The following is a 26,035-nucleotide window of genomic DNA, read 5'->3' on the forward strand; positions in this document are numbered from 1 at the left end:
GCCAACGTCAGTCACATGTGCACTCAGCTCAGCCAAGTCAGTTACGTGCCCGCTCAGCTCAGCCACATCAATCACCTGTGCACCCAGCCCAGCCACATCAATCACATGCCCACTCAGCCCAGCCACAACAAACCCAACGCACCCAGCCCAGACACAACAAAGCCCGCACCCAAAGGGGTGCGGGCTCAGTGTGAGCTAGCTCAGTGCTCGGCCGGATGGCGGGTACCCGTGTAGTACTCGAAGATCATGGCGCTGGACGCCACCACTACCAGGATCATGCCGAACGCCACCAGCCACCACATCCAGAAGACCAGGCCGAGGCCGGCGATCGTGGCTGACAGGGCGATGCCGAACGGCCAGTAGCTGCCCGGGCTGAAGAAGCCGATCTCGCCGGCGCCCTCGGCGATCTCGCCGTCCTCGCGGTCTTCCGGGCGCAGGTCGATGCGGCGGGCGACGAACCAGAAGAAGCCGCCGCACATCGAGCACAGCAGACCGGACAGGATCAGCGCGATTGTGCCGATCCATTCCAGCTGGCCGAGGGCCTCGTGCGTGTAGATGCCGTAGACGACGGCCGCTCCGAAGAGGAAGACGGCGACGCCGGCGAAGATCTTGTACTCGGTACGCACGCTGTCCCTACTTCCCGGCCGTCACGGCCGCGCCGGTGCCCGCGGACACCGCGTCGCGCTGGTTCCAGCTGTTCTTCTGGCGCCTCGTGTTGAACGGCTCGGTCGTCGTCGCGTAGGCCGCGTCGCCGGTGTAGCCGATCGCCGCCATCGCCTCCTGCGTGGTGGCGCCGCCCTCTTTGGCCCGCAGGAACGTGTCGAAGCGCTCGGGCGAGACCGACACCAGCTCGAAGTTCATGAACGCGTGGTACGTGCCGCAGAGCTCGGCGCAGCGGCCGACGTAGCGGCCCTCCTTGTCGAGAGTGATCTCGAAGGTGTTGCGCACGTTGCCCGGGAAGACGTCCCGCTTGAACAGGATCTCGGGCACCCAGAACGAGTGGATGACGTCCCTGCTCGTCTCCTCGAACCGGATCTTCTTGCCGGTCGGCAGCACCAGGATCGGGATGACGTCGGAGGAGCCGACCGTCGAAGCGACCGTGTTGGCCTCTTCACCGATGCCGTCGCGGTAGTTGAACTGCCAGTTCCACTTGAATGCGACGACCTCGACGACCTGGTCGGGGTTCTTCGACAGCTTGTCCACGTCGGTCTGCACGATGGCCGTGTAGTAGAAGAGCACCGCCACGATCAGCACCGGGGTGACCGTGTAGAGCACCTCCATCGGCATGTTGAACCGCGTCTGCACGGGCAGCTCGTCACCGCGCTTGCGGTACCGGATGATGCACCAGAAGATCAGGCCCCACACGAAGACGCCGACGATCAGCGCGGCGATCGTCGAGGCGATCCACAAGTCGTACATCTTGTGGGCCTGCAAGGTGATGCCCTTGCCGGGCCATCCGAAGTGGCCGAAGGCCTCGCCGACACCGTCGACGGAACACCCCGAGAGCACCAGCAGCAGCAACGACCCGCCGAGACCGAGCCCGGCGCCCCGGACTGCCGCTCGCGGCCGTGCGGCCGAACCTTTTGCGCTCACCTGCTCTTGCCTCCTTAGCAGCGCCGCCTCCCGCCCGAAAAGGACACGAGTGGCCAGGCGTTACCGACGGTCGCACATTACTCGACCAGGCCCTCCCCCACCGTTGCGGGGTCCGATCTTCAGTGGTGCACGTATACCCGTCGACAATCGGACGATACCGTTCCCGGGGTGGAATACACGGGCGTTCCCGCCGGTCCGGCATACCTCGATGCGGCGACAGCTGTTCCCCTGCATCCGGTGGCCCGCGAAGCGCTGCTGGCCGCGCTCGCCGACGGCTGGGCCGACCCGGCGCGGCTCTATTCCGCGGGCCGGCGGGCCCAGCAGCTCTCCGAGGCGGCCCGGGCCGCGTTCGCCGAGGTTCTGGGCGTACGCGACGACGAGGTGTCCTTCTGGCCGTCGGGCACAGCCGCCGCCCAGGCCGCGGTGCTCGGCGCCCTCGCCGGACGCACCCGGCGGGGCGACACGCTGGTGCATTCGGCGATCGAGCACTCGGCGGTGCTGCACGCGGCCGCGCGCGGCAAGGCCGTCGAGGTGGGCGTCGACCGCCTGGGCCGGCTCGACCTCGAAGCCTGGGAACGGGCGGTCGCAGCGCCCAGGGTGGCAGCGGCCTCGCTGATCAGCGCGAGCCACGAGGTCGGCACGGTGCAGCCGGTGGCGGTCGCGGCCGGCTACTGCGACGAGGCGGGTGTGCCGCTCTTCGTCGACGCCGCCCAGTCGGTGGGCCGGGTCGATGTGCCGCCGGGCTGGTCGCTGCTGAGCGCGAGCGCGCACAAGTGGGGCGGCCCACCGGGCGTCGGTGTCCTGGTGGTCCGCAAGGGTGTGCGCTGGATCTCACCGTACCCGCAAGATGATCTTTATCGCCCGGGAGCGCCCGGCAGCGCCGACCTGCCGGCGCTGGTCGCGGCCGCGGCGAGCCTGCGAGCGGTGCGTACGGAGGCCCGGAGCGAGGCTGTACGGCTGAGTGCCCTGGTCGAGCGCATCCGGGAGCGGGTGCCGGCGACCGTCCCCGACGTCGAGGTGGTCGGCGACCCGGAGCAGCGGCTGCCCCATTTGGTGACCTTCTCTTGCCTCTACGTCGACGGGGAGGCGCTGCTGCACGCGCTCGACCGGGCCGGCTTCGCGGTGTCGTCGGGCTCGTCGTGCACCGCGTCGACGCTGCGGCCCAGCCACGTGCTGGAGGCGATGGGCGTGCTCAGCCACGGCAACGTCCGGGTCTCGCTGCACCGCGACACGACCGAGGCCGACGTCGATCGGTTCCTGGCCGTGCTGCCCGGCCTCGTCGCGGGCATCCGGCGAGAGGCGGGCATGTGATCGAGCTGGACTGCCGGGGTCAGAAGTGCCCGCTGCCGGTGATCAAGCTGGCCCAGAACATCGGGAAGGTCGGGGTCGGCGACGTGGTGCGCGTGCTCGCCGACGACCCGGCCGCCGCGAACGACATCCCGGCCTGGTGCCGCATGAAGCACCAGGAGTACCTGGGCTCCCCCACCGAGAACGCCTTCGAAGTGCGGCGCCTCAGCTAGACAGTCAGGTATTCGAGCACCGGGCCGACCGGGTCGCGGGCCAGGAACGTGTCGACGACCAGGCGCGGGCCCAGGTAGGGCTCGTACTCGGCCTGCCGCTCCAGCACGCGCACCCAGTCGGGCACGCCTTCGTGGTCACGGTTCTGATAGCGCTTCTCGACCCGGCGGCGGTGCTCGGCGTCGTCGCCGACCACCACCTCGATCACCCGCAGCGGCACGCCGGCCCGCTCGGCCACCTCGACCCAGAGCTGGCGGGCCGCCTTGACCGGGCTGACCGCGTCGATGATCACGTGCTGGCCGATGCCGAGCTGGACCTCGGCCAGCGCGGCCACCGCGCCGTACGCCGCGAAGCCGGGTCTCGGCTCGACGACCTCGTAGCGCTGGAGCGCGAAGTCGACGGTGTCGACCGCGAGCACGCACGCGGGCAGCTCTCTGGCCACCCGCGCGGCGAGTGTGCTCTTCCCGACGCCGGGCAACCCGGCGAAGACGGCCAGCACCATGGATCCCCCCGAAACTATGCAGGCAGACTCAGTTGCCGGAAGGCAGGAACTGCTTGATCTCGGCTGCCGCGGCGTCGCCGTACGAGTCGGCGAAGCGCTTGGCGAAGTCCTCGCCGCGGACCTCGTACTCCTGGCCGCCGGCCGACTCGAGCACCAGCGCGGCCAGCAGGGAGCCGACCTGGGCCGCCCGCTCCAGGCCGAGACCCCACGAGATCGCCGCGAAGAAGCCACCCCGGAAGCCGTCGCCGACGCCGGTCGGGTCCTGCGGGATGACGTCGCGCGCGACCGGGACGTGGATGCGGTCGATGTCGCGCCCGGTGATCTCGACGCCGTCCTTGCCCAGCGTGGTGACCCGGATCCGCACCTGCTCGAGCACCTCGTCACCGGTGAGCCCGGCCTTGGTCTCGAGCAGCGACCGCTCGTACTCGTTGGTGAACAGGTATTCGGCCCCGCTGATCAGGGTCAGCACGTCGCTGCCGTCCATGCGGGCGAGCTGCTGCGACGGGTCGGCCGCGAACTTGTAGCCGCGGGCCCGGCACTCCTGGGAGTGGCGCACCATGGCCGCCGGGTCGTTGGCGGCGATCAGCACCAGGTCGAGGCCGCCGGCACGCTCGCTCACCGGGCTCAGCTCGATGTTGCGGGCCTCGGACATGGCGCCGGCGTAGAAGGACGCGATCTGGTTGAGGTCGTCGTCGGTGGTGCAGACGAACCGCGCGGTGTGGGCCACCTCACTGATGTGCACCGAGTCGCAGTCGACGCCGTGCCGCTCGAGCCACGAGCGGTAGTCGGCGAAGTCGGCGCCGACCGCACCGACGAGGATCGGGCGCAGGCCGAGCTTGCCCATGCCGAAGGCGATGTTGGGCGCCACGCCGCCGCGCCGGACCACCAGGTCGTCGACGAGGAACGAGAGTGAGACCTTGTGCAGCTGGTCCGCGATGAGCTGGTCGGTGAACCGCCCGGGGAAGTGCATCAGGTGGTCGGTGGCGATCGAGCCGGTGACGGCGATCTTCATGTGGGCCCTCAGGGTCTTCGGTTACGGGGGGCTTACGTACGCAGCCTACCGGCTCGTGAACGACAGCAGGCCGCCCCGTTAACGAGGCGGCCTGCTGTCGGATTTTCGAAGATCAGTGGAACGAGTCACCACAGGCGCAGGAGTTCTGCGCGTTGGGGTTGTCGATCGTGAAGCCCTGAGCGTCGATCCGGTCGGCGAAGTCGATCGTGGCGCCGGCCAGGTAGGGCGAGCTCATCCGGTCGACGACGACCTCGACACCGCCGAAGTCGCTGACGACGTCACCGTCGAGCGAGCGCTCGTCGAAGAAGAGCTGGTAGCGGAGGCCGGAGCAGCCACCGGGCTGAACGGCGATACGCAGGCGCAGGTCGTCGCGCCCTTCCTGCTCGATCAGGGCCTTGACCTTGACCGCGGCGACGTCGGTCAGGATGACGCCGGACGGGGCGGTCGCCTCGACCGACTCGGTGTGCGCTTCAGTGGTCACTAGGTATCTCCCTGCCAGGTCGAACTAGGTGTTGCCCGAGTTTTCCGCGTGCGGGAAGGCTCGGACATGCTGCCGTACTGGCCAACGCTAGCCCGAATCCCCATGATTCCCAATCCGGGTGGCTTGTTTCACCGGCTCCACTGCTCGGAGATTCGCAAAGCCAGCTCCGACAGCCCCCGGGCGGGCTCGGCCATCGCCGTTTCGGTGCTGCCGAAATGTTCGGTCAGGGAATACGTCTCGGTCACACCGGCCGCGGCGGCTTCCCGGTAACCCGTCTCGTTGCGCCCGGCCAGCACGATGCAGGGCAGTCCACGGTCGCGGGCGGCGTTGGCGATGCCGGCCACGACCTTCCCGCGCAGCGACTGGTGGTCGAAGGATCCCTCGCCCGTGATCACCAGGTCGGCCGCGTCCAGCTCCCGCTCGAGTCCGATCGCCGTGCTGACCAGACCGATGCCCGAGACCACCCGGCCACCCAGGGCGATCAGCGCCGCGCCGATGCCGCCGGCCGCTCCCCCGCCGGGCGCCTGCTGCAGACCCTCGACCCCGAAAGCCTTCTCCAGTACGCCGGCGAACTGCTCCAGGGCGGCGTCGAGACGGTAGACGTCCTCGCGGCTGGCGCCCTTCTGCGGGCCGAAGACGTTGCTCGCGCCGTGCAGGCCGGTGAGCGGGTTGTCCACGTCCGTCGCGGCGATCAGGCTCACCTGCCGCAGCCGGGGAGCGCCGCCGAGCGAGGCGGCCGCGTTCAGGTAGGCGCCGCCGTACGGCAGGGCGTAGCCGGCGATGTCGACCGGCGGGGCGCCCAGTGCGGCCAGCATGCCCGCTCCGGCGTCGTTGACCGCCGACCCGCCGAGCCCGATCACGACCTCGGCCGCGCCCGCCTCGACCGCCGCCATGAGCAGCAGGCCCAGCCCGTACGAGCTGGCCGAGTTCGGGTCCCGCTCCTCCGGTGTCAGCAGGTGCAGGCCGCAGGCGTGCGCGCTCTCCACGTACGCCGTGGCGCCGATCAGCAGAATCTCGCCCTCGACGGGCCGGCCCAGCGGGTCGACCGTCGGCACGGGGATCCGGCGCCCGCCGGTCGCCCCGGCCAGCACCTCGATGAACCCCGGCCCGCCGTCGGAGAGCGGCCGCTGGATCAACTCGTCGGGGCGCGACCAACCGGCCACGACCGCCTCGGTCACTTCGAGGGCGGAGAGGGTTCCGGCGAACTTGTCCGGACAGATCAGCACGCGCACGCGATGAGTGTGGCAGCCCCCGTCGGCCACCCCTGAGCGGCCCGGCGGCTGTGCCATTCGCCACGGCGATCGCCGGCTCCGGCTGTGCGACGATGGCTGATGTGACGTCGACCTGGACCGAACCCTCGAACACCGCGACCGCGCTGCTCCTGCTGGGCCGGGGCAGCGACCCCGCATCCGAGCGGGGCGTCGACTGCCCGGGCGAGCTGCCCGCCCCCAGCGACCCCGATCTGGTCGCCCGCGCCACCGCCGCCAAGGCCGCGCTGGGCGATCGTGTCTTCGTGCTCGGCCACCACTACCAGCGCGACGAGGTCATCCAGTTCGCCGACGTCACCGGCGACTCGTTCAAGCTCGCCCAGCAGGCCGCAGCCCGGCCCGACGCCGAGTTCATCGTGTTCTGCGGCGTCCACTTCATGGCCGAGAGCGCCGACATCCTGACCACGCCGGCCCAGCAGGTGATCCTGCCCGACCTGGCTGCCGGCTGCTCGATGGCCGACATGGCCGTGCTCGGCCAGGTGCAGACCGCGTGGGAGCACTTCGAAGACCTCGGCATCGCGGGCGACATCGTCCCGGTTACGTACATGAACTCCTCGGCCGACATCAAGGGCTTCGTCGGCCGCAACGAGGGCGTGGTCTGCACGTCGTCGAACGCCAAGCGTGCCCTCGACTGGTCGTTCGAGCAGGGCAGCAAGGTGTTCTTCCTGCCCGACCAGCACCTGGGCCGCAACACCGCGGTGCTCGAGATGGGCTTCGACCTCGACGACTGCGTGCTCTACGACCCGCACAAGCCGCAGGGTGGCCTGACCGACGAGCAGCTGCGGAACGCGCGGATGATCCTGTGGCGCGGGCACTGCTCGGTGCACGGCCGCTTCACGCTCGACAGCGTCAACGACGTGCGCGAGCGGGTGCCCGGCGTGAACGTGCTGGTCCACCCCGAGTGCAAGCACGAGGTCGTCCAGGCGGCCGACCACGTGGGCTCCACCGAATACATCATCAAGGCGCTCGACGCGGCGCCCGCCGGGTCGGCCTGGGCGGTCGGCACCGAGCTGAATCTCGTACGCCGGATGGCCCTGGCCCACCCCGACAAGCAGATCATGTTCCTCGACAAGACGGTCTGCTACTGCTCGACCATGAACCGCATCGACCTCCCCCACCTGGTGTGGACGCTGGAGGAACTGGTCGCCGGACGCGTGCCGAACGTCATCACGGTGGACGAGGAAACGGCCAAGCACGCGCGTGTCGCGCTGGACCAGATGCTCGCCCTGCCGTAACGGAATGTAGTCGGCAAGATCCGTACAGCGCGCGATTTTCTTTCCGCTGTCTTAACTGTCGGCTTTTCACGGCCTCCCGGGCGTTGTGTGACTGGCGTCCTTGTCACTCAGCGCTATGCTCACCCGGTTGCAGAAACGGGGTACCCCCGACCCGTCTGCCCCCTCGATCATCTTCGGGCGCTCCCCTCGCGCCCACCGGCTGGAGGTTACGTTGACCGACGACGTCTTGGTCGTGCACGGCGGTACGCCGTTGCAGGGTCAGATCCGGGTCCGTGGCGCCAAGAACCTCATCTCGAAGGCGATGGTGGCCGCCCTGCTGGGCGAGTCGCCGAGCCGCCTGTTCGACGTCCCGCGCATCCGTGACGTCGAGGTCGTCCGCGGCCTGCTCGAGCTGCACGGCGTCAAGGTCAGCGACGGCCAGGACGACGGCGAGCTGGTGATGGACCCGACGAACGTCGAGAGCGCCAGCACCGACCAGATCAACGTGCACGCCGGCTCCAGCCGGATCCCGATCCTTTTCTGCGGCCCGCTGCTGCACCGCCTCGGGCACGCGTTCATCCCCGACCTGGGCGGCTGCCACATCGGCCCGCGCCCGATCGACTTCCACATCCAGGCGCTGCGCGAGTTCGGCGCGGTCGTCGACAAGCAGCCCGAGGGCATGCACCTGAGCGCGCCCAACGGGCTGCACGGGGCCAAGCTCGAGCTGCCCTACCCCAGCGTCGGCGCGACCGAGCAGGTGCTGCTGACCGCCGTCCGCGCCGAGGGCGTCACCGAGCTGCGCAACGCGGCCATCGAGCCCGAGATCATCGACCTCATCTGCGTGCTGCAGAAGATGGGCGCGATCATCACGGTGCACACCGACCGGGTCATCGAGATCCAGGGTGTGCCGCGGCTGCACGGCTACCAGCACAAGCCGATCCCGGACCGGATCGAGGCAGCCAGCTGGGCCGCCGCCGCGCTCGCGACCAAGGGCGAGATCGAGGTGCTCGGCGCCCGCCAGGCCGACATGATGACGTTCCTCAACGTCTTCCGCTCGATCGGCGGCGAGTTCCAGATCACCGACGACCGGGTGGCGCGCCCGGGCGTGACCGGCGCCGAGGGTGGCATCAAGTTCTGGCACCCCGGTCACGAGCTGCAGGCCGTCGCCCTCGAGACCGACGTGCACCCCGGCTTCATGACCGACTGGCAGCAGCCCCTGGTGGTCGCGCTGACCCAGGCCCGCGGCCTGTCGATCATGCACGAGACCGTGTACGAGCAGCGGCTCGGCTACACCGACGCGCTGAACCAGATGGGCGCCACCATCCAGGTCTACCGCGACTGCCTGGGCGGCACGCCGTGCCGGTTCGGCCGCCGCAACTTCAAGCACTCCGCGGTCATCGCCGGTCCGTCCAAGCTGCACGCGGCCGACCTGGTCATCCCCGACCTGCGGGCCGGCTTCGCCCACCTGATCGCGGCGCTGGCCGCCGAAGGCACCTCCCGGGTGTACGGGGTGGACCTGATCAACCGCGGCTACGAGGACTTCGAGAACAAGCTGGCCGCCCTGGGCGCGCACGTCGAGCGGCAGAACTGAACTGAGCTGACCCGCAGCGGAAAACCGAAATGAATCGGCAGTAACAGCCTCTCTTTCATCACTATCAGCGGCGCGGTGTGAAACACACCGCGCCGCTTGGCTACTCTCTGAGCGTGCCCTCGCTCTTTCGCCGCAAGCAGTCCGACGTCGCCGCTCCTGAGGAAGCCGAGGAGGTGACGTCGGCCGAGTCGCGCCCGAAGAGCTACACGCCCAGCAAGAAGGAGCTCGGCCAGGTCACGCCCAAGCGGGTCACCACCGGCCGCCGCTTCGGCGCCGAGACAGCCGCCCCGGCCAACCGCCGCGAGCAGGTCAAGCAGATGCGCGAGCGGCAGCGCCAGGAACGGGCCGAGGCGACCGCGGGCATGAAGGCCGGCGACGAACGCTACCTGCTGGCTCGCGACCGCGGCCCCGAGCGCGCGCTCGTGCGCGACATCATCGACAGCCGCCGTACGGTCGGCACCTACTTCTTCGGCGGCGCGCTGATCGTGCTCATCGGCTCGACCGTGCAGATCTCCGCCGTCCAGCTCGCCAGCAACCTGCTGTGGCTGCTGCTCGCGATCGGCGTGGTGATCGACAGCGTGCTCATCTCGCGCAAGGTCAAGCGCCTCGTGAAGGAGCGCTTCCCCAAGACCACCCAGCGCGTCGGCTCGCTGCAGATCTACGGCGTGATGCGCGGCCTGACCTTCCGCCGCATGCGCGTCCCCAAGCCGCGCGTCGAGCTCGGCCAGGCGGTCTAGCTCCCCTCCGGCTGACCCGGCTCCTCCGGCCGACCGGGTTCCTCCGGCCGACCCGGGCCGAGGTGGGTGCGCTCGCCCTCGTGGTCGAGGATGCACAGCACCTCAGCCGGGCCGCCGTGCGCGCCGAACGCGTGCGGCACCATCGTCGAGAACTCGGCCGCCTCGTTCGTGCCGACCAGGATCGTACGGTCGCCCAGACGCAGCTCGACGGTGCCCGAGAGCACGGTGAACCAGTCGCGCCCCGGGTGCACCCGCAGCTGGTCGGGCACCTTGCGGGTGATCCGCATCTTGGCCACCGTCTGACCGCTGTCGCGCGACAGCAGCCAGGTCGTGACGCCGCGCTCCGGATGCTGGTGCGGGCGGATCACCACGTCGTCGTCGGCCTCGGACTCGACCAGCTGGTCGATCGTGGTGCCGAGCGCGCGGGCGATCGCGGCCATCTGGTCGAGGGCTATCCGCCGGTGTCCCGTCTCGATCCGGCTCAGGGTGGACGGACTCAGCAGCGAACGACCGGCCAGCTCGTCGAGGGACCAGCCACGGGCCACCCGCAATCCCCGGATCCGCTGCCGGACCACCGCCTCCAAATTCTGGTCTTGCTTCATACGCAAGATGCTATGCGTTGAGAGCAAGGCGCGGCTACCTTCGGGACATGGCTCACGACCACATGATCGAAATGCTCGACCTGGACGCCGAGGTCCTGCACGACTACCACAGCGACGTCATCGCCTGGGTCGGCCGCGAGGCCGCCGACAACCCCCGCATCGTCGATCTGGGCGCCGGTAGCGGCACCGGCTCACTCGCCCTGGCCCGGGAACTGCCCGGCGCCCGGATCACGGCGGTCGACGTCGACCCCGAGATGCTGGCCCACCTGCGCGCCCGGGCCCAGCAAGCGGGCCTCGGCGACCGCATCGACACCGTCGAGGCCGACCTCGACGAACCCTGGCCCGCCTTCGGCCCCGTCGACGTGGTCTGGGCCGCCTCCTCGATGCACCACATGGCCGACCCGGCTCAGGCACTGGCCTCAGCCTTCACCGTTCTGAGCCCCGGCGGCCTCTTGGTGATCGCCGAGCTCGACTCGTTCCCGCGCTTCCTCACCGGCACCCCCGACGAGGCCGTGGAAGACTTCGGCCACGCCGAGATGGACAAGCGCCGCCACGAGGCCGGCCTGCACATGCACGAGAACTGGGGCGAGCGGATCGGCCAGGCCGGCTTCACCCAGCTGACCGAACGCCACTTCGACATCGCCCTGCCCGCGCCGTTGCCCCCGGCCGCCGCCCGTTACGCCGCGGTGACCCTGAGCCGCATGCGCCACGGCTTGGAGGACCGCCTGACCGCCGCCGACCTGGCCGCCCTGGACCAGGTGGTGGCCGGCCTGCCGGGCCGCGACGACCTCAGCGTCCGCACCGATCGCACGGTCTGGCTGGCCCGCCGGTAGGCCTGGAGTTATCCACATTGGGAAGTTGTCCACAGGCGACCAACGTGACCAAGGAACCCAAGACAATAATGGACTGCGGGGGCTCCCCCTAGGGAAGGGTGGGCTCGGCTGGGGGAGCGATCTTGGAATCCACAACGGAGCTCCCGCGCCCCGCGGAAACCCACTAGTCTGCCCCGGTCATCGATGAACGGGGGTTCTGGTCATGATTCGCGGATGGGTGCTTGCCGGGTTGCTGGCGCTGGCGGTGGCGGGTTGCGACTCGGGCGGTGACGCCGCTCCGGAGACCCCCGCCGCTGATCCGCTCGCGCAGGTGCGGGCCGCGGCGGCCAAGACCGCTGGGGCTCCGGCCCGGGTGACGTTGAGCGCGCCGAACGTCAAGGTCGCGGGGGCCACCGATCCGGGCGGCAAGGTGCTGACCCTGACCGCCACGACGAAGGCGGACGGCGAGACCACCGAGTCGCAGGTGCGGGTGGTCGGCGACGAGGCGTGGATGACGCTCGGCAAGACCTACCTGCCGAATCTCGATCCGACGAAGTTCATCCGCTTCCCGGTGTCGGAGTTCGCCACGGCCTCCCTGGTGCATCTGGGCGACCCGTTCGACCCGGCCGGGCTCAAGGGTCTTTCCGCGGCGATGGCGAGCGCGACGCGTACGGGCGAGGGCGCGTACACCGGCCTGCTCGACCTCACCGAGGCGTCGCCCGGCACTTCCCGGGGGCTGCTGCCGGCGACGGCCGAGCAACTCGAGGGCAACGGCGGCGTGTCGCAGTCCGTGCCGTTCGAGGCCTCGGTCGACACCGAAGGCCACCTGACGTCCTTGAAGGTCACGCTGCCGACCTATGCCAGTTCCGCCATGTTCGCAGGCTTCGGCCAGGCGGTCGAGGTCGCGAAGCCGGGCGCTGCCGAGATCGTCGAGGTGCCCGACGGCGTGCGCCGCCTCCTGGCGGGTTAGGCGACGCGGGCCAGGCAACGCGGGTCACGCGACGCGGGTCACGCGACGCGGGTCACGCGACGCGGGTCACGCGACACGGGCCAGGCGACACGGGGCCAGGCGACGCCGGTTAGTCGACGCCGGCCAGGCGCAGCAGGGCGGCCACCCCGGCCGCCGCCACGACCACGACCACGAAGGGGGCCCGGCGCCAGGCCAGCAGCGCGCCCACGGCCACGCCGGCCGGGCGGGCCACGCCGGCGAAACCGCTGCCGGCCATCAGTGTCGCGGTGCCGGCCAAGGCGGCCAGCAGGGCAGCGGCGGCCATCGGGAGCAGGCGCTGGAGGCCGGGTGACAGCGTGAGGCGTTCCCGCAGCAGCACGCCACCGAGGCGCATCGTGTAGGTGCCGACGCCCAGCACCAGGATCGCGGCGAGCAGCATCAGGCCTCCCGGCGACGGCCGAAGCGGATCAGGGTCAGCAGGCCCAGCAGGGCGCAGAGCACGGGCAGCCCGGCGGGCAGGAAGGGCGTCGCGATCACGGCGACGGCTGTGCCGGTGAGCGCCACGATCCGGGTCGGCCGGTCGCGCAGTGACGGCAGGATCAGGGCGATGAGGGCGGCCGGGAAGGCCGCGTCGAGTCCCAGGGCCTCGTAGTCGCCCACGGCCGAGCCGAGCAGCACGCCCAGCAGCGTTCCGACGTTCCACGAGGTGAAGAGCGTGATGCCCATGAGCCAGTAGGTGCGCCGGCGGCGGGCCGGGTCGTCCTCGGCCAGGGTGAACGCCACGACCTCGTCGGTCATGACGTGGGTGCCGACCAGGCGGCGCCAGCCCGTGCCCATGGTGCTGCCGATGGCCAGGCCGAACGGGACGTGGCGGGCGTTGAGCAGCAGGCCCGCGAAGACGGCGGCGATCGGATTGCCGGCGGCGAGCAGTCCGATGGCCAGGAACTGCGCTCCCCCGGCGAAGACGATCGTGGACATGGCGAACGGCACCCACGTCGGCAGGCCGTACGCGATGGCGATGGCACCGAACGACGCGCCCACCGCAACCATGGCAGCGGCGATGGCGACGGCGTCGCGAACCTGCGCCCGGTCGAACGTCTGCGTTCGCTGTATCGTACGCATGGTTTGAAATACTGAACGATATCCCCAGCGTTCGTCAAACCGAACGAATCGATCGACGGAGCGAACATGCAGCAACCGGCGCCCCCGCTCGCCACCATCGCCGCCGCCCTCCGCCGGGAACGGGAGCGGGCGGGCATCTCGATCGCCGAGCTCGCCCGCCGGGCCGGCCTGGCGAAATCGACCCTGTCGCAGCTCGAGGCGGGCACCGGCAACCCCAGCATCGAGACGCTCTGGTCGCTCGGGGTGGCGCTCGGGGTGCCGTTCAGCCGCCTGGTCGAGCCGCTCGAGACGCAGGTGCGCGTGGTCCGGGCAGGCGAGGGACCCCGGCTGCAAGCTGACGAGGCCGACTTCGTGGCCACGCTGCTCGCCGCCGGTTCACCGCACACCCGGCGCGACCTGTACGTGATGGAGCTGCAACCCGGGCCGGCCCGCGACGCCGCCGCGCACATCCCGGGCAGCGTGGAGCACATCGTGGTCGGCGGCGGCCGCATCCGCACCGGGCCGGACGGCGACACCGTCGAGCTCGGCCCGGGCGACTACATCACGTTCCCGGGCGATGTTCCCCATCACTACGAGGCGCTCGAACCCGCCTGGGCCGTCCTCGTCATGGAGCACCGCTGACATCGGTGTAGAGGCGCGCCACCACGTCCTCGATCTCGGGCTCGACCACCGACAGGTCGCGCACCTGGGCCGCGGTGACCAGGGCGGCGACTGCGGCGCCGGCCGCGATCGACTCGAGGGTGAAGGTGACCCGGTGGCCGTCGGCCTCGGTCGACGTCATCGTCGCGCCGGGCAGGGTGAAGCCGGGCGGCAGCGGGACGTCCAGGTCGGCCACCAGGCGCCGGCGGGAGCCGTAGCGGGCGTGCAACTGCTCGATGGTGCCGTCGTGCACGACGTGGCCGTGGTCGATCACCACCAGGCGGCGGCAGAGGCGTTCGATGTCGGCCAGGTCGTGGGTGGTCAGCACGAGCGTGACGTCGCCGGTGCGGCCCAGCTCGCCCAGGAACGAGCGCACCGCCTGCTTGCTCACCACGTCGAGCCCGATCGTCGGCTCGTCCAGGAACAGCACCTCGGGCCCGTGCAGCAGGGCCGCGGTGAGCTCGCCTCGCATCCGCTGGCCCAGCGACAACTGCCGGACCGGGGTGTCGAGGAACGCGTCCAGGTCGAGCAGTTGCCGGCAACGCCGCAGCCGGGCCTCGTGCTCGGCCGCGGGCACCCGGTAGACGTACCGCAGCAGCCGGAACGACTCGCCGAGGGGAAGATCCCACCAGAGCTGGGAGCGCTGCCCGAAGACGACGCCGATGCGCAGCGCCAGCCGGGTGCGCTGGGGCACCGGCCGCAGCCCGCTGACCGACACCTCGCCGCTGGTCGGTGACAGCACACCGGTCAGCATCTTGAGGGTGGTCGACTTGCCGGCCCCGTTCGGCCCGATGTAGCCCACCATCTCGCCCCGGGCGATCGAGAGGCTGACCCCGTCGACGGCCGCCACCTCGCGTTTCTCCCGGCGCAGGCGGCCCGCTTTCACGCGTACGGTGAAGGTCTTGCGCAATTCCCGCATTTCGATCATGAGCCGGTGCTCCGGTAGTGGCGCACGCCCAGCCGCCAGACCACGGCCGCGATGGCCGAGACGACCAGCGCGATCAGCGGCGACAGGTAGCCCGCCCAGCTCGGCAGACCGAGCGGGTCGGCCCGGCCGAGCAGGGTCAATGCGGGTTGATAACTGACAAATCCGAAGCCCAGCCCGTACGCGAAGAGGGTGCGGAACCACGAGCCGTAAACCGTGATCGGGTACGAGGTGAAGTCGCGACCGCCGTACGTGAAGCCGTGCCCCAGCTTGCCCGAGTCGATCCACCAGAAGGCGGAGGCGGCACTCAGCACGAAGATCGCTCCGAAGAACACGGCCCCGCTGATCGGCGCCGTGACCAGCAACAAGGCGCGGGCCGGAGTCCAGTCGACGTCGTTGCGAGCGAGCGCCAGACCCAGCACGCCGGTCCCGACCGCAAGACGCATCAGCTTGCGCAGCGGCAGGTCGGCCAGGATCAACTGGGGCAGCACGGCCAGCGGCCGCACCAGCACGGCATCGAGGCGCCCGGTTCGCACGTACGTCTCGAGCTGGTCGATGTTGCCGACGGTCAGGTCGGCCAGGACGAACGCGAACGCGGTGATGCCGGTCATCATCAGCGCCTCGTCGAGGGTGAATCCGCCCACGGATGCGGCCGCGCGGTAGAGAACGAAGACGGTGACGACGTCGATCAGCGTGCCGGCCGCGTTGGTCACCATCTCGACCGCGAACGACGTCCGGTACGCCGTGGCCGAGCGCAGCCGCCCGCCGAACAGCGCCGCGTACGCCCGCAGCTCACCCACCCTGCACCACCAGGCGCCGCTCGGCCCGGCGCTGCACCCAGTGGGCCAGCGCGAGCATGATCGCAGCCCAGACCGCCTGCAGCGCGACCAGCCCGGCCTGCAACGCCGGCTGGTCCCGCTCGATCAGCACGTCGAGCGGCGTCTGCAGCAGGCCCGGCAGCGGCGTCGCCACCCACAGGGTGACAGCCAGCCAGTCCGGCAGCAGGCGCAGCGGGAAGTAGAGGCCGGCCAGCACGCCCGAGCCCAGCGTCCAGAACATCAGCGGGCCGCGGGCGTCGTCGAGCCAGTACGCGGTCGCGTTGACGAGGTATCGACAGGTGAACGACGCGATCACCGCCAGAAGCACAGAAACCGCGAAAAGCGGCACGGTCTGCCAGCGCGAGGGCGTGGCCAGCGGAAAGAAGAGAGCGCCGACGAGCACCGGCGGCCCGACCCGGGTGAGCAGCGCATGGGCGGCCCGGCCCAGGTCAGCGGCCAGATACGCGGTCACCGGAGAAACCGGGCGTACCAGGTCGGCCACGATGTCGCCGGTCCGGATCCGGTCCGCGAGGTCGCCCCAGCCCCAGATTCCCACTACGTTGAGTAGTCCCTGGCCCACCCAGACGAATGTGGCGAGCTGGCGCGCATCGTAGCCCCCGGGCGCGCCGCCCGCTGCCCCCGCGGCTACCGCAAGTAGCACGTAGCAGCGAAGAAAGCCGAAGACTATGTTGGTGAACGTTCCGGCGATCGTGGCCTGCCGATAGGTCGCGTACCGGCGGAAACCCGACCCCATCAACGCACGGAAAGTAGCGACGGAGGCGCCGATCGGACGTCTGGGTGAGATCGCCGGCACGCTGGCGTCAAGCGCGTCCACGCCGTTAATCTCCTTCCCTGACTCCCAGTACCTCCAGTGCCGGACCCTGCGGTGGAGCCGGGCGACTCTATCGGGGTCTCCCGGTGGCCGCCGCGCATTTTCGACCAGAAGTGGAAGTTCGCCGTGACGGAGCGTCGCCAATCGCCGGGCCTGATCTCGGGTGCCCGATGAACGGCTGGAGCTCCCTGGGCGACGGCTGGGGAGACCAGCCGGCCTGGGTCTACGAGATCACCTGGGAATGGGAGCCGCAGCCCGGCCAGCGCTACCCCGGCGACCCCGGCCGTCGCAAGGCCGTGCGCACGCCGGTCTACGAGGCCTCCCAGGGCACGCCGGCCGATTCCGAAGATCAAGAGCCGTCCCGGTACGGCGCCCAGCCGGCCCGCCCGGAGCCGACTCCCCGCCGCGACGAGCCGCTGTGGAACCGGCCCGCCGGCTCACAGCCCTCCGCCCCCGAACAGCGGCGCGTCTACGGCCGCCAGCCCGACCAGCGTCCCGAGCCGTCGCAGGCCGGCGGTTCGTACCGCGACGCGGTCCAGTTCCGCGAGGCGCAGATGCGCGAGTCCCGCCCCGGCAACCCGTACTCGGTGCCGGTCAATCCCGGTCGCGACAACCCGGCCCCCGCCGGCCCGGACCGATCCGGCCCGGGACCGATCTCCCCCGCGTCCTCCGGCGTCTACGGCGCCGCGCGCCCAAGCGCCGACGACCAGCACTACGGCCGGCGACACACGCCCGACGAGCGCCGCCCGGTCTCCCCGGCCCCCGGCGTCTACGGCAGTGCCCGCCCCGCCCCCGCCGACGCGTTCCCGTCCCGCCCCGGCGCCCGTCCCCCGGCACCCGGCCAGCGCGACGGCCGCGACGAGGGCCCCTTCGACCTCCGTCCGGCCCCACCCGAGCGCGGCACGCCGCCCCAGGCCCGACCGGCCCCCCAGCCCACCCGGGTCACACCCTCGCGTCAGTCGGCGCCGATTCCCGCTCCTGCGCGTCCCGTCTCACCCCCGCCGGTTGCGGCATCCGCGCCGCAGCAGGCCAACCGCCCGCATTCGGTGCCGGTCCAGCCCGGCTACCCGCACCACCCCGGTCAGGCGCAGCCCGCATCCGGCCGCCCGGGGCCGGCCCAGCCCGGCTCTTCGCAGCCGCCTTCGGCGCAGCCGGGCAACCGGCCGCAGTCCCCGGCGCAGTCCCCCCCTTCACAGCCGGACGCTGCCCAGCCCGGTCGCCCGACGCACTCCGGCTACGCACAGCCCGGCCGCCCACAGCCCGCTCCTGCGCAACCGGGCAGTTCACGGACAGATACGGCGCAACCCGGCCGTCCCCAGCCCGACGTGGCGCAGCCCGGCAGTCCCCAACCCGAGGCAACTCAGCACGGCCGCCCGACGCAGGCCGGATACGCGCAGCCCGAAGCCGCCCACTACGGCCGTCCGGCACAGCACGGCCGCCCACAGTCCGACACTGCCCAACCCAGCCGTCCCCAGCCTGAGGCGGCCCAACACGGCCGCCCAGCACAGGCCGGCTACGCGCAGCCTGAAGCGGGCCGTCCCGGACAGCCCGGCTACACGCAGCCAAACACCGCCCAACACGGCCACCCGGCAGAGCCCAGCCCTTCCCGACCAGGGGCGATCCAGTCCGACTACCCGGCGCAGTCCGACCGCCCGGCACAGTCCGACTACTCCGAGCCGGTAACCGACCAGGCCGGCCGCCCGGCGCAGCTCCGCTACCCGCAGTCCGAAGCCGCCCCGGCCCGACCGGCATCGGCTGGACCGGGCGAGTTCCGGCCGGCCCAGCCTGTGTCGCCGCACGGAGGCTCGCCCGCCCCCTCGCGACCGGTCTCGGCCCAGCCGACCTCCGCACCCTCCGGCGCACCGGGATCGGCGCAGACTCACCAGCCGGACGGCCGTTACCGCTCGGGCGCCGAGGCGGGCGCGTCTACTCAGCCGGCGCCGGCGGACAGGCAGGATGCCGCACCCCGCCCGGTCTCCCCCTCGTCTCAGACCTCCGCCGTGCCAGTTTCGGGTGGCTCGATCTGGGACGCCGCCCACAAGCAGGGCAGCACTGCCGACCAGGACCCGCGGCCTTTGTCCGCAGTGCCTTCCTCCGCAGTGCCTTCCTCCGCGCTGCCTTCATCCGCACCGCCGTCCGCCTCCCCGGCCGACGACAGCGGCGAGTCGCACGGCTTGGGCTGGCTGCTCTCCCAGAGCGGCCTCGGCGCAGTGACCCCGCTGCCGCCACCCATCGTCGAGGCCCCCGCTGCACCGCCGGTGGCCCAGCCGGCCGTGCTCGAACCCGTCGACGAGCCCGCGTCGACACCCACCACCGCCCAGCCCGCGACCGGCGCTCCCTCCGGCCCAGTTCCCGCAGCGGGATCGGCCGGTTTCGCAGGTCCAGCACCCACTGTCAGCACGGCGCCCGCAGCCCGACCCACCAGCTCAGCACCCACGAGCGGGACGCCGGCCAGCACGACGCCGGCCACCAAGCCAGTCAGCGCAGTCCCCGCCGGGCCAGTCAGCACATCCCCTGCTGAGCCGATCAGCGCACATCCTGCTGGGTCGGCCGGCGCCTCCTCCGCGCGGTCGGTCAGCGCACATCCCGCTGGGCCGGTCAGCTCGGCCTCCGCTGCCGGACCGGTCAGCTCAGCGCCCACTGCCCGACCGGTCAGCTCGGCGCCCGCGTTCGACCCGGCATACCCCGTGGCAGGCGCTCACCCGGCGCCCATCGCCAGGCAGTTCGGGCCTGAGCCCACCACCGAGCCGCCCAGCTACCAGCCGCCGGCTCCCGGGCCGGACACGGCCTCCGCGACCATGCCGGTCGCCCCGACATCCGCGCAGCCGCACGCCACCGGCACGGACCCAGTCAGCGCCGCGCCGGGCCAGGAGGACTGGTTCGTCCCGTCCGGAGCGCTACCCATCATCACGCCGAGGCGTGCCGGCGAGCCCACCCCCGACCCCGAGGAACCGGCCGGCGACATCAATCGCTCAGCCGCCGACGCCCCCGGTACGGGAACCCAGCACTACGCCGACCTGCCTTACGCCGACTACGACGAGCCCCTGGCCGTCCAGCCGATCGTCAGGCAGCCCACCACGCCCCGCACCGGCCCGGTCTTCCCCGATCAGCACTACGACGAGCCCGCCGCGGAGCGCCCTTACCCGGCCGGCCCCGGTTCGGCACAACAGCCGACAGCAGAGCCGCCCACCGCGCCTCATCCCGTCTCAGCCCAGCCAGTGTCCGCTCACCCGGTGTCCGCACACCCGGTCTCGGGCCAGCCGGTGTCCGCACACCCGCTCTCAGCCCAGCCAGTGTCCGCCCACCCGGTATCCGCACACCCGGTCTCGGGCCACCCGGTCTCGGGCCAGCCGGCCTCAGCCCAGCCAGTGTCCGCGCAGCCGGTATCGGGCCAGCCGGTGTCCGCACACCCGCTCTCAGCCCGGCCAGTCTCGGCCCAGCCGGTCCCAGCGCAGCCAGTCCCAGGCCAGCCGGTCCCAGCACAGCCGGTCTCGGCCGAGCCCGTCTCAGCCCAGCCAGATTGGGCGCGACCTGACCACTCGAACCTGGTCTCGGCACAGTTCGACTCATCTCACCCGGCCGCAGCCCAGCCCACCACCTCGCACGTGGCTTCGTCGCAGCCTGTCACCGCACACCAGGCCTCGGCACAGCACGGGCACCTCGAGGACGTGGAGCAGCCGGTCCGGGCCCAGCACAGCACCACACACGCGGAACCGGCGCAGCACGCGTCCTCGCCGCGCCACCCATCACAGGCGGCCAACACTCAGCCCGAACCGGCGCAGCACCACTTCGAGCGTCCGGGACCAGGGCGGCACGAATCGGCACGGGCAACGCTCGACTCTGCACAGTCGGGCACGACACAACCCGCCGGCATTCGCCCCGGATCGGCGCCGCACAACTCGGCACACACCGAATCCGCGCGGCACGACTTCGCGCGGCACGGTACGGCGAGGCACGACTCCACCCGGCCCGGCACGACTCAGCCCGGCAACACTCAGCCCGCCGACACTCAGCGCGAACCAGCGCGGCACGACTCAGCGCTGTCGGCATCCGCGAAGCTCGACTCCCCGCATTCGGGCTCGGCGAAGCCCGTCACCACGCACCCCGAGCCGACGCCGCACGTCGCCACGCATTCCGAGCCGGCGCGGCACGACGCCACGCATTCCGAATCGGCCCGGCACAACGCCCCGTATGCCGAAACGGCGCAGCACGACGCCATCCATTCTGGATCGGCGCGGCACGACGCCACGCATGCCGAAACGGCGCAGCGCGACTTCCCGCAGGCCGACTCGTCGCGCCTCGACTCGGCACGAGACGGCTCCACGCCGAGCGGCTCGGCGCAGCCGGCGTCTTCGCAGCCCTACGCGACTGGTTCGGAACCGGTGGCGGCCTTCGGGCGGCCCGCTCCGGCCGTGTCGGAATCCGGCTCGGAGGACTTGGGCGAAGAGGGAGGCTCGAACGCCTCCGACGCGCTTCACGATGGGGATGTCGGCGACGGAACGCTGGAGAGCGACTCGGAAGATCGCGGCGACCACGCGCCGTCGGCCCGGTTCCGTGTTGAGGGCGTGCACTTCGACGCCGAGGCCATCGAGGTCGAGCTCGTCGAATTCGAGCTGGTCGATGAGGAGCCCGTCGTCGTGCGGCCCGCGGGCGCGATCGATGACGACATCGTGGACGCCGAGCTCATCGACGACACGCCGGGTGATGTGGTTGCCGCTCTCGAAGGCCCGTCGGCTTCGCCTGCCCTTGCCGCTGAGCCCTTCGTCGCCGAAGGCTCCGGCCAGGCTTCCGGTCCGGACGCGACCGGGCAGGTTTCGGCGCCGGATGAGGGGCTGCCGGGCGACGATGTCGCGACAGCCGTCCACACCGGCGAGCGGACGGCCACGGTCCAGGCCGGCGCCATCGACGAGCCTGACGCCGAGAACGGACCGCCGGGTGAAGTCCACAGCGGAGCACCCGAGGCGCACAGCCAGCTAACCGAGGTCCACAGACGAGCAGCCGGAGCGCACAGCCGGGCAACCGAAGTCGGTACTGCCGGTCGCGACCCCGGCTCGGAGGATTCCGACGGCCCGGTGGCGGCTGCTCCTGGAACGGCCACGGAGGAAGCCGGCCACGAGGCTGTGACCTCGTCCGAAATGGACACTGCCGCGACAGACTCGTCGTCTGCCTCGGGACAGGCTGTGACGTCCCCCGGAATGGCTACTGCCGCGACAGGTTCATCGTCCGCCGCCGGGCAGGAGGCTGTGCCGCCTGCCGAAATGGCTGCTGCCGCGGCAAGTTCGTCGGCTGCCGCGGGAACGGACTTGACGAGCGAGGCGGCTCCGACCGCTGAAGCAGGCGCCGAAACCGGCCCCGAGGCGACGGACCACACGGTCACGGCCTCCGCGCCAATCCCGGACACGGATTCCGAGACAACCTCCACGGGGGACTCGGCAGACAACGCCGCCACGCGCTCGGCGGACGACGACGCCACCGCCACCCCGGGCACCGACCCCGCGACAACGGCCCCGTCCGACTTGGCAGACGACGCCGCCACGGGCCCGAGAAGCCCGGACGCGACAAGCCCTGAAACAGCGAACCCAGAGGCGGCGAACCCGGAAGCCGAGCCTGCCGCGGGAACCGCCACAAAGACGAGCCCGGAGGCGACAGACCCGGAGGCCGAGCCTGCGGCAACAACCGCCACAAGTTCGACGGACGCCCCGGTCGCGGCCTCCGAGGGCGGCGAACAGGATGACGTGACGGGCTCGGCTGAGGGCGGCTCGGCTGGGGGCGGTTCTCCGGCGTACGGGGAAACCGGGCGGCGCAGTGGCGAACCGATTCGGCAGAAGCGGGAGCAGCGGGCCGACCCGCGCAACCGGCGCACCGACCCGGAGCAGATCCTGGCCGCCTACCCGGTGACCTACGACCCGCGGACGCTGCGGGAGCAGATCGAGGACGACGAGCCGATGTGGGTGGTCATCGACCGGCTCACGGACAAACTCGAGTATGCCGAGCGGGACAGCGACCGGGCACGCCTGCTGAGTTTGCGGGCGGTGGCTTCGCGGCTGCTCGGGGATCTCGATCCGGCTCTGGAGGACGCGCGGGCGGCCCTGGTGCATGCGGAGGCGGCCGGGGAGCTGGTGCGGACGGCGACCGTACGTGCCCGGCTCGGGCATGTGCTTCAGTGGCGCGGTGAGTTCGCCGAGGCCGATCGCGTCTATGCCGAAGCCGGCTCGGCCGAGTTGCCCGCGCGGCTGCGGGCCGAGATCTCCGAGCTGGCCGGGCGGTCCGCGTTCGAGCAGGGGCGCTACCTGGAGGCCGTGAACCACCTGGAGAAGGCGCTCGACCTGCGCCGGGGCGCCGACCCGGACCTGGTCGAGCGGATCGAGCTGGCCCTCGACACGATCACCGGACGGGCCGCCGAGGGGTGGGGGCCCTATCCGCGCTCGTCCGAAGACATTCTGGGCAAGATGGAGACGCCCCGGCCCGCCCGGGACGAAAGCTCGGGGCTGTTCGGGTATCCGGGGCTGCTGCCGCCGCGGTACGCGCAGGCTCAGCCGTTCGCGGACGGAGTGGCCTGGGTTCGGCGGCCCGAGGCGCCGGCGTGGGAGCTGATCGACGAGTCGGGCGTGCTGTTCATCGACGCCTCCTCGGGGTATCGCGCGGCCGGGCGGTTCGCCGGTGGGCTGGCCTGGGTATCGCGGGACGACGCGGGCGGCTGGCATGCGATCGACAAGCAGAACCGGGTGATCGTGCCGGGCGGGTTCGACGACGCGCGGCCGTTCCACAACGGGCTGGCGCTGGTGCGGCGGGGCGGCTGGGGTGTCGTCGACGAGCATTCCCGGGTTGTCGTGCAGCCGAACTATCAGGCTTTCGCGACGATGCTCGCCTCGGGCGAGCCGGTGGACGGTTTCACCGAGGAGGGACTGGCGGTGGTCGACGCGGGCGAGGTGTACGGCGTGGTGGACCGCGAGGGCCACCTGCTGGTGCCGCCCGTGCACGCCGCCCTGCTGATCCACCCGGCCGCGTTCCTGATTGCCGACCGGTTCGGGCTGTGGGGTGCGCTCGACCGCAAGGGCGAGTCGCTGGTCGAGCTGAAGTACCGGGATCGCGCCGACGTGCTCGACGAGATCGAAAAGTTGATCAAGGACACCCGGCCCGTACTCTGAAAGTTCTTCGAGCTGGGCCTAGGGTCGGGGTATGGAGTTTCGTCATCTTGGCCGTTCCGGCCTGCTGATCAGCGAGATCGCGTACGGCAACTGGATCACCCACGGTTCCCAGGTCGAGGAGGAGGCCGCCGTCGCGTGCGTGCGCGCCGCCCTCGACGTGGGCATCACGACGTTCGACACGGCCGACGCGTACGCCGGCGGTCGCGCCGAGGAGGTGCTGGGCCGCGCGCTCAAGGGCGAGCGCCGCGCCGGCCTCGAGATCTTCACCAAGGTCTTCTGGCCGACCGGGCCCGGCCCGAACGACCGCAGCCTGTCGCGCAAGCACATCATGGAGTCGATCGACGCGTCGCTGGGCCGGCTCCAGACCGACTACGTCGACCTCTACCAGGCCCACCGCTACGACTACTCGACCCCGCTCGAGGAGACCATGCAGGCGTTCGCCGACGTCGTGCGTTCGGGCAAGGCGCTCTACATCGGCGTCTCGGAGTGGACCGCGTCCGAGATCCGGGCCGGCTGGGAAATGGCCCAGGACCTGAAGATCCCGTTCGTCTCGAACCAGCCGCAGTACTCCGCGCTGTGGCGGGTCATCGAGGCCGAGGTGGTGCCGACCTCGATCGAGCTGGGGATCGGCCAGGTCGTCTTCTCGCCGATCGCTCAGGGCGTGCTGACCGGCAAGTACGAGGTGGGCAAGCAGCCGCCGGCGGGCTCGCGGGCCACCGACGAGAAGTCGGGCGCCAACTTCATCTCGCGGCTCATGCGCGACGAGGTGCTGGAGGCCGTGGCCCAGCTCAAGCCGATCGCCGACCAGGCCGGGCTGAGCCTGGCCCAGCTGGCCGTGGCCTGGGTGCTGCAGAACCAGAACGTCTCGGCCGCCATCATCGGCGCGTCCCGCCCCGAGCAGGTGCGGGACAACGCCGCGGCGTCGGGCAAGAAGCTCGACGCCGATGTGATGAAGGCGATCGACGCCGCCCTCGACCCGGTGGCCGAGCGTGACCCGGCCAAGACCCAGTCGCCGGCCCGTCGTCCCTAGCCACGGAACTTGCCATACCCGGTGATCGCCGCTGGTGAGATGGCACTCGGTTTTCCGACGGCCGCGGGGTTTGCGGACGGCGGAAAATCGCGTGCCATCTCACCAGCTAAAAGGGCGATCACCAGCGGAGCGAAGCGGAGCCGGCAGGCTCAGTTCCAGAACCGCATCAGTTCGAGGCCGACCTGGATCAGGACCTGGGAGACGCCCAGCTTGTCGGTGATCCAGAAGACCACGTCGTAGAAGTAGTCGCCGACCCGCGTCTGCCACAGCAGCAGGAACAACAGGATGAAGCCGTACGGCGCGAAGAGGTTCCACGCGCGCTGATAGGCCGGGCTCATCCACGGCGCGAGGATGCTGCCGCCGTCGAGGCCGGGAATCGGCAGCAGGTTGAGGATGGTCGCCGTCACCTGCAGGAAGGCCAGCGCGGCCAGCGCCGCCCAGAATTCCAGGTGGTCGCCGGAGCCGCCCGCGACGAACTGACCGCCGACCAGGTCGAGCGTGGGCCCGACACCGATCAGGAACGGCAGCGCGAGGACCAGGGCCAGGATCAGGTTGGTGAGCGGACCGGCCGCGCTGATCAGCGAGTCCTTGACCTTGCTGCGGATGTAGCGGTGGTCGACCCAGACGGCGCCGCCGGGCAGGCCGATGCCGCCCAGGATCACCACCACCACGGGCAGGACGATCGACAGCAGCGGGCTCGTGTACTTCAGCGGGTTCAGCTTGAGGTAGCCGCGTTCGGCCACCGTGTGGTCGCCCGAGAAGTAGCCGATCAGCGCGTGCGCGTACTCGTGCAGGCAGAGCGACACCAGCCAGCCCGCGACGATGAACAGGAACACGTCGACCCGGACGTTGCCGAAACCGACCCAGGTCATCCAGCCGCTGACAACGAAGACGGCCACGATGCCCACGAAGACCGGGCTGGGCACGAACGCGTGGCGCGGTGTCCTCGTGTGGACCGGATCGTCGTAGGTCACGTCACTCCGCCGGCAGCAGGCTCATCGGGTATTCCACCCGGTCGTCCTCGACCAGCACCACCTTGGCCACGCCGGCCTCGGCCAGCCCGCGCCACTCCTGGCCGATCCACGACTCCGCGTCGGCCTGGCTGCTGAACGTCTCGGCCGGCCCGGCCACCGGCTGACCGTCGACGTTCTCGTAGCGCCAACTCCACGGCATGCGCCGCCCCCTTCACGTCCTCGGTCGGTGTCCTCCACCCTACGGCGTCACGCTGTGCGCCCCGGCCTT

The 26,035-nt window shown here is 71.1% G+C and carries 25 protein-coding genes; 10 read left to right on the plus strand and 15 right to left on the minus strand.

Annotated features, from left to right (window positions below):
- Nucleotides 1-200: 200 nt before the first annotated feature.
- Nucleotides 201-626 carry a cytochrome c oxidase subunit 4 gene (locus KXC43_RS12645; RefSeq protein WP_221376199.1) on the minus strand — a complete coding sequence of 142 codons (426 nt, stop codon included), beginning with the start codon at nucleotides 624-626 and terminating at the stop codon, nucleotides 201-203.
- A gap of 7 nt (nucleotides 627-633) precedes the next feature.
- Nucleotides 634-1,593, minus strand: coding sequence for an aa3-type cytochrome oxidase subunit II (gene ctaC, locus KXC43_RS12650; protein ID WP_438870880.1), 960 nt, complete (start codon nucleotides 1,591-1,593; stop codon nucleotides 634-636).
- A gap of 168 nt (nucleotides 1,594-1,761) precedes the next feature.
- Between ctaC and KXC43_RS12655 the strand changes: the two genes are divergently transcribed.
- Entirely contained in the window at nucleotides 1,762-2,904 is a 1,143-nt protein-coding gene (locus tag KXC43_RS12655; RefSeq protein ID WP_221376200.1) for a cysteine desulfurase family protein, read from the plus strand.
- Nucleotides 2,901-3,113, plus strand: coding sequence for a sulfurtransferase TusA family protein (locus KXC43_RS12660; RefSeq protein WP_221376201.1), 213 nt, complete (start codon nucleotides 2,901-2,903; stop codon nucleotides 3,111-3,113). Before KXC43_RS12655 ends, KXC43_RS12660 begins: the two co-directional genes overlap by 4 nt.
- Here KXC43_RS12660 and KXC43_RS12665 read toward each other — a convergent pair.
- The 4 genes from KXC43_RS12665 to KXC43_RS12680 form a co-directional block, all read right to left on the minus strand.
- Complete coding sequence (locus KXC43_RS12665; RefSeq protein ID WP_221376202.1) at nucleotides 3,110-3,613, minus strand: P-loop nucleotide/nucleoside kinase family protein; 504 nt, start codon at nucleotides 3,611-3,613, stop codon at nucleotides 3,110-3,112. The genes KXC43_RS12660 and KXC43_RS12665 overlap by 4 nt on opposite strands.
- 28 nt (nucleotides 3,614-3,641) lie before the next feature.
- Entirely contained in the window at nucleotides 3,642-4,625 is a 984-nt protein-coding gene (locus tag KXC43_RS12670) for a carbohydrate kinase family protein (protein ID WP_221376203.1), read from the minus strand.
- A gap of 112 nt (nucleotides 4,626-4,737) precedes the next feature.
- The gene (gene erpA / locus KXC43_RS12675; protein WP_127501239.1) at nucleotides 4,738-5,106 is read right to left on the minus strand and encodes an iron-sulfur cluster insertion protein ErpA; all 369 of its coding nucleotides are present in this window, start codon (nucleotides 5,104-5,106) and stop codon (nucleotides 4,738-4,740) included.
- Between the two features lie 128 nt (nucleotides 5,107-5,234).
- Complete coding sequence (locus KXC43_RS12680) at nucleotides 5,235-6,338, minus strand: glycerate kinase family protein (protein WP_308129061.1); 1,104 nt, start codon at nucleotides 6,336-6,338, stop codon at nucleotides 5,235-5,237.
- Nucleotides 6,339-6,439: 101 nt separating this feature from the next.
- Here KXC43_RS12680 and nadA point away from each other — a divergent pair, with 101 nt between their 5' ends.
- The 3 genes from nadA (at nucleotide 6,440) to KXC43_RS12695 (ending at nucleotide 9,916) form a co-directional block, all read left to right on the plus strand.
- Nucleotides 6,440-7,609: a quinolinate synthase NadA gene (nadA, locus tag KXC43_RS12685; RefSeq protein ID WP_221376205.1), complete on the plus strand. Its 1,170-nt coding sequence runs from the start codon at nucleotides 6,440-6,442 to the stop codon at nucleotides 7,607-7,609.
- Nucleotides 7,610-7,820: 211 nt separating this feature from the next.
- Complete coding sequence (murA, locus tag KXC43_RS12690; protein ID WP_221376206.1) at nucleotides 7,821-9,179, plus strand: UDP-N-acetylglucosamine 1-carboxyvinyltransferase; 1,359 nt, start codon at nucleotides 7,821-7,823, stop codon at nucleotides 9,177-9,179.
- A 113-nt stretch (nucleotides 9,180-9,292) separates the two neighbouring features.
- Nucleotides 9,293-9,916 (plus strand): DUF3043 domain-containing protein, encoded by a 624-nt coding sequence (locus KXC43_RS12695; RefSeq protein ID WP_221376207.1) that lies wholly within the window; start codon nucleotides 9,293-9,295, stop codon nucleotides 9,914-9,916.
- Here the strand turns inward: KXC43_RS12695 and KXC43_RS12700 are convergent.
- On the minus strand, nucleotides 9,913-10,518 hold the full coding sequence (locus KXC43_RS12700) for an XRE family transcriptional regulator (RefSeq protein WP_221376208.1): 606 nt from the start codon (nucleotides 10,516-10,518) through the stop codon (nucleotides 9,913-9,915). The genes KXC43_RS12695 and KXC43_RS12700 overlap by 4 nt on opposite strands.
- Before the next feature lie 47 nt (nucleotides 10,519-10,565).
- Here KXC43_RS12700 and KXC43_RS12705 point away from each other — a divergent pair, with 47 nt between their 5' ends.
- Together KXC43_RS12705 and KXC43_RS12710 are read left to right on the plus strand one after the other, a co-directional pair.
- Nucleotides 10,566-11,351 (plus strand): class I SAM-dependent methyltransferase, encoded by a 786-nt coding sequence (locus KXC43_RS12705; protein ID WP_221376209.1) that lies wholly within the window; start codon nucleotides 10,566-10,568, stop codon nucleotides 11,349-11,351.
- A 202-nt stretch (nucleotides 11,352-11,553) separates the two neighbouring features.
- Nucleotides 11,554-12,300 (plus strand): hypothetical protein, encoded by a 747-nt coding sequence (locus KXC43_RS12710; protein WP_221376210.1) that lies wholly within the window; start codon nucleotides 11,554-11,556, stop codon nucleotides 12,298-12,300.
- Nucleotides 12,301-12,409: 109 nt separating this feature from the next.
- On the opposite strand, the gene KXC43_RS12715 is transcribed toward KXC43_RS12710, so the two are convergent.
- Nucleotides 12,410-12,718 (minus strand): AzlD domain-containing protein, encoded by a 309-nt coding sequence (locus KXC43_RS12715; RefSeq protein ID WP_221376211.1) that lies wholly within the window; start codon nucleotides 12,716-12,718, stop codon nucleotides 12,410-12,412.
- Nucleotides 12,718-13,401, minus strand: coding sequence for an AzlC family ABC transporter permease (locus KXC43_RS12720; RefSeq protein ID WP_221376212.1), 684 nt, complete (start codon nucleotides 13,399-13,401; stop codon nucleotides 12,718-12,720). Before KXC43_RS12720 ends, KXC43_RS12715 begins: the two co-directional genes overlap by 1 nt.
- Nucleotides 13,402-13,467: 66 nt before the next feature.
- Between KXC43_RS12720 and KXC43_RS12725 the strand changes: the two genes are divergently transcribed.
- Entirely contained in the window at nucleotides 13,468-14,022 is a 555-nt protein-coding gene (locus KXC43_RS12725) for a helix-turn-helix domain-containing protein (RefSeq protein WP_221376213.1), read from the plus strand.
- Here KXC43_RS12725 and KXC43_RS12730 read toward each other — a convergent pair.
- The 4 genes from KXC43_RS12730 to KXC43_RS12745 form a co-directional block, all read right to left on the minus strand.
- Entirely contained in the window at nucleotides 14,006-14,968 is a 963-nt protein-coding gene (locus KXC43_RS12730) for an ABC transporter ATP-binding protein (RefSeq protein ID WP_221376214.1), read from the minus strand. The two genes, KXC43_RS12725 and KXC43_RS12730, sit on opposite strands and share 17 nt — an antisense overlap.
- On the minus strand, nucleotides 14,965-15,765 hold the full coding sequence (locus tag KXC43_RS12735; RefSeq protein ID WP_221376215.1) for an ABC transporter permease: 801 nt from the start codon (nucleotides 15,763-15,765) through the stop codon (nucleotides 14,965-14,967). Before KXC43_RS12735 ends, KXC43_RS12730 begins: the two co-directional genes overlap by 4 nt.
- Entirely contained in the window at nucleotides 15,758-16,537 is a 780-nt protein-coding gene (locus tag KXC43_RS12740; RefSeq protein WP_221376216.1) for an ABC transporter permease, read from the minus strand. Before KXC43_RS12740 ends, KXC43_RS12735 begins: the two co-directional genes overlap by 8 nt.
- Nucleotides 16,538-20,649: 4,112 nt before the next feature.
- The gene (locus KXC43_RS12745; protein ID WP_221376217.1) at nucleotides 20,650-21,561 is read right to left on the minus strand and encodes a hypothetical protein; all 912 of its coding nucleotides are present in this window, start codon (nucleotides 21,559-21,561) and stop codon (nucleotides 20,650-20,652) included.
- A 789-nt stretch (nucleotides 21,562-22,350) separates the two neighbouring features.
- Here KXC43_RS12745 and KXC43_RS52675 point away from each other — a divergent pair.
- Both KXC43_RS52675 and KXC43_RS12755 read left to right on the plus strand, forming a co-directional pair.
- Nucleotides 22,351-23,763, plus strand: a complete 1,413-nt coding sequence (locus tag KXC43_RS52675; protein ID WP_221376218.1) for a WG repeat-containing protein — start codon at nucleotides 22,351-22,353, stop codon at nucleotides 23,761-23,763.
- A 31-nt stretch (nucleotides 23,764-23,794) separates the two neighbouring features.
- Entirely contained in the window at nucleotides 23,795-24,793 is a 999-nt protein-coding gene (locus tag KXC43_RS12755; RefSeq protein ID WP_221376219.1) for an aldo/keto reductase family protein, read from the plus strand.
- Between the two features lie 149 nt (nucleotides 24,794-24,942).
- Here KXC43_RS12755 and KXC43_RS12760 read toward each other — a convergent pair whose 3' ends face one another.
- Both KXC43_RS12760 and KXC43_RS12765 read right to left on the minus strand, forming a co-directional pair.
- Complete coding sequence (locus KXC43_RS12760) at nucleotides 24,943-25,767, minus strand: site-2 protease family protein (RefSeq protein ID WP_221376220.1); 825 nt, start codon at nucleotides 25,765-25,767, stop codon at nucleotides 24,943-24,945.
- Between the two features lies 1 nt (nucleotide 25,768).
- Entirely contained in the window at nucleotides 25,769-25,966 is a 198-nt protein-coding gene (locus tag KXC43_RS12765; protein ID WP_221376221.1) for a hypothetical protein, read from the minus strand.
- Between the last annotated feature and the right edge of the window lie 69 nt (nucleotides 25,967-26,035).

The organism is Paractinoplanes polyasparticus (assembly GCF_019710575.1).
Taxonomy (GTDB): domain Bacteria; phylum Actinomycetota; class Actinomycetes; order Mycobacteriales; family Micromonosporaceae; genus Actinoplanes; species Actinoplanes polyasparticus.

Bases quoted from the DNA above. Each gene is read 5' to 3' on its own strand.
- KXC43_RS12740 (WP_221376216.1), bottom strand. From the start codon at position 16,537: ATGGGGTCGGGTTTCCGCCGGTACGCGACCTATCGGCAGGCCACGATC.
- KXC43_RS12710 (WP_221376210.1), top strand. From the start codon at position 11,554: ATGATTCGCGGATGGGTGCTTGCCGGGTTGCTGGCGCTGGCGGTGGCG.
- KXC43_RS12715 (WP_221376211.1), bottom strand. From the start codon at position 12,718: ATGCTGCTCGCCGCGATCCTGGTGCTGGGCGTCGGCACCTACACGATG.
- KXC43_RS12765 (WP_221376221.1), bottom strand. From the start codon at position 25,966: ATGCCGTGGAGTTGGCGCTACGAGAACGTCGACGGTCAGCCGGTGGCC.
- KXC43_RS12665 (WP_221376202.1), bottom strand. From the start codon at position 3,613: ATGGTGCTGGCCGTCTTCGCCGGGTTGCCCGGCGTCGGGAAGAGCACA.
- KXC43_RS12725 (WP_221376213.1), top strand. From the start codon at position 13,468: ATGCAGCAACCGGCGCCCCCGCTCGCCACCATCGCCGCCGCCCTCCGC.
- KXC43_RS12755 (WP_221376219.1), top strand. From the start codon at position 23,795: ATGGAGTTTCGTCATCTTGGCCGTTCCGGCCTGCTGATCAGCGAGATC.
- KXC43_RS12670 (WP_221376203.1), bottom strand. From the start codon at position 4,625: ATGAAGATCGCCGTCACCGGCTCGATCGCCACCGACCACCTGATGCAC.
- KXC43_RS12700 (WP_221376208.1), bottom strand. From the start codon at position 10,518: ATGAAGCAAGACCAGAATTTGGAGGCGGTGGTCCGGCAGCGGATCCGG.
- KXC43_RS12730 (WP_221376214.1), bottom strand. From the start codon at position 14,968: ATGATCGAAATGCGGGAATTGCGCAAGACCTTCACCGTACGCGTGAAA.
- KXC43_RS12720 (WP_221376212.1), bottom strand. From the start codon at position 13,401: ATGCGTACGATACAGCGAACGCAGACGTTCGACCGGGCGCAGGTTCGC.
- KXC43_RS12705 (WP_221376209.1), top strand. From the start codon at position 10,566: ATGGCTCACGACCACATGATCGAAATGCTCGACCTGGACGCCGAGGTC.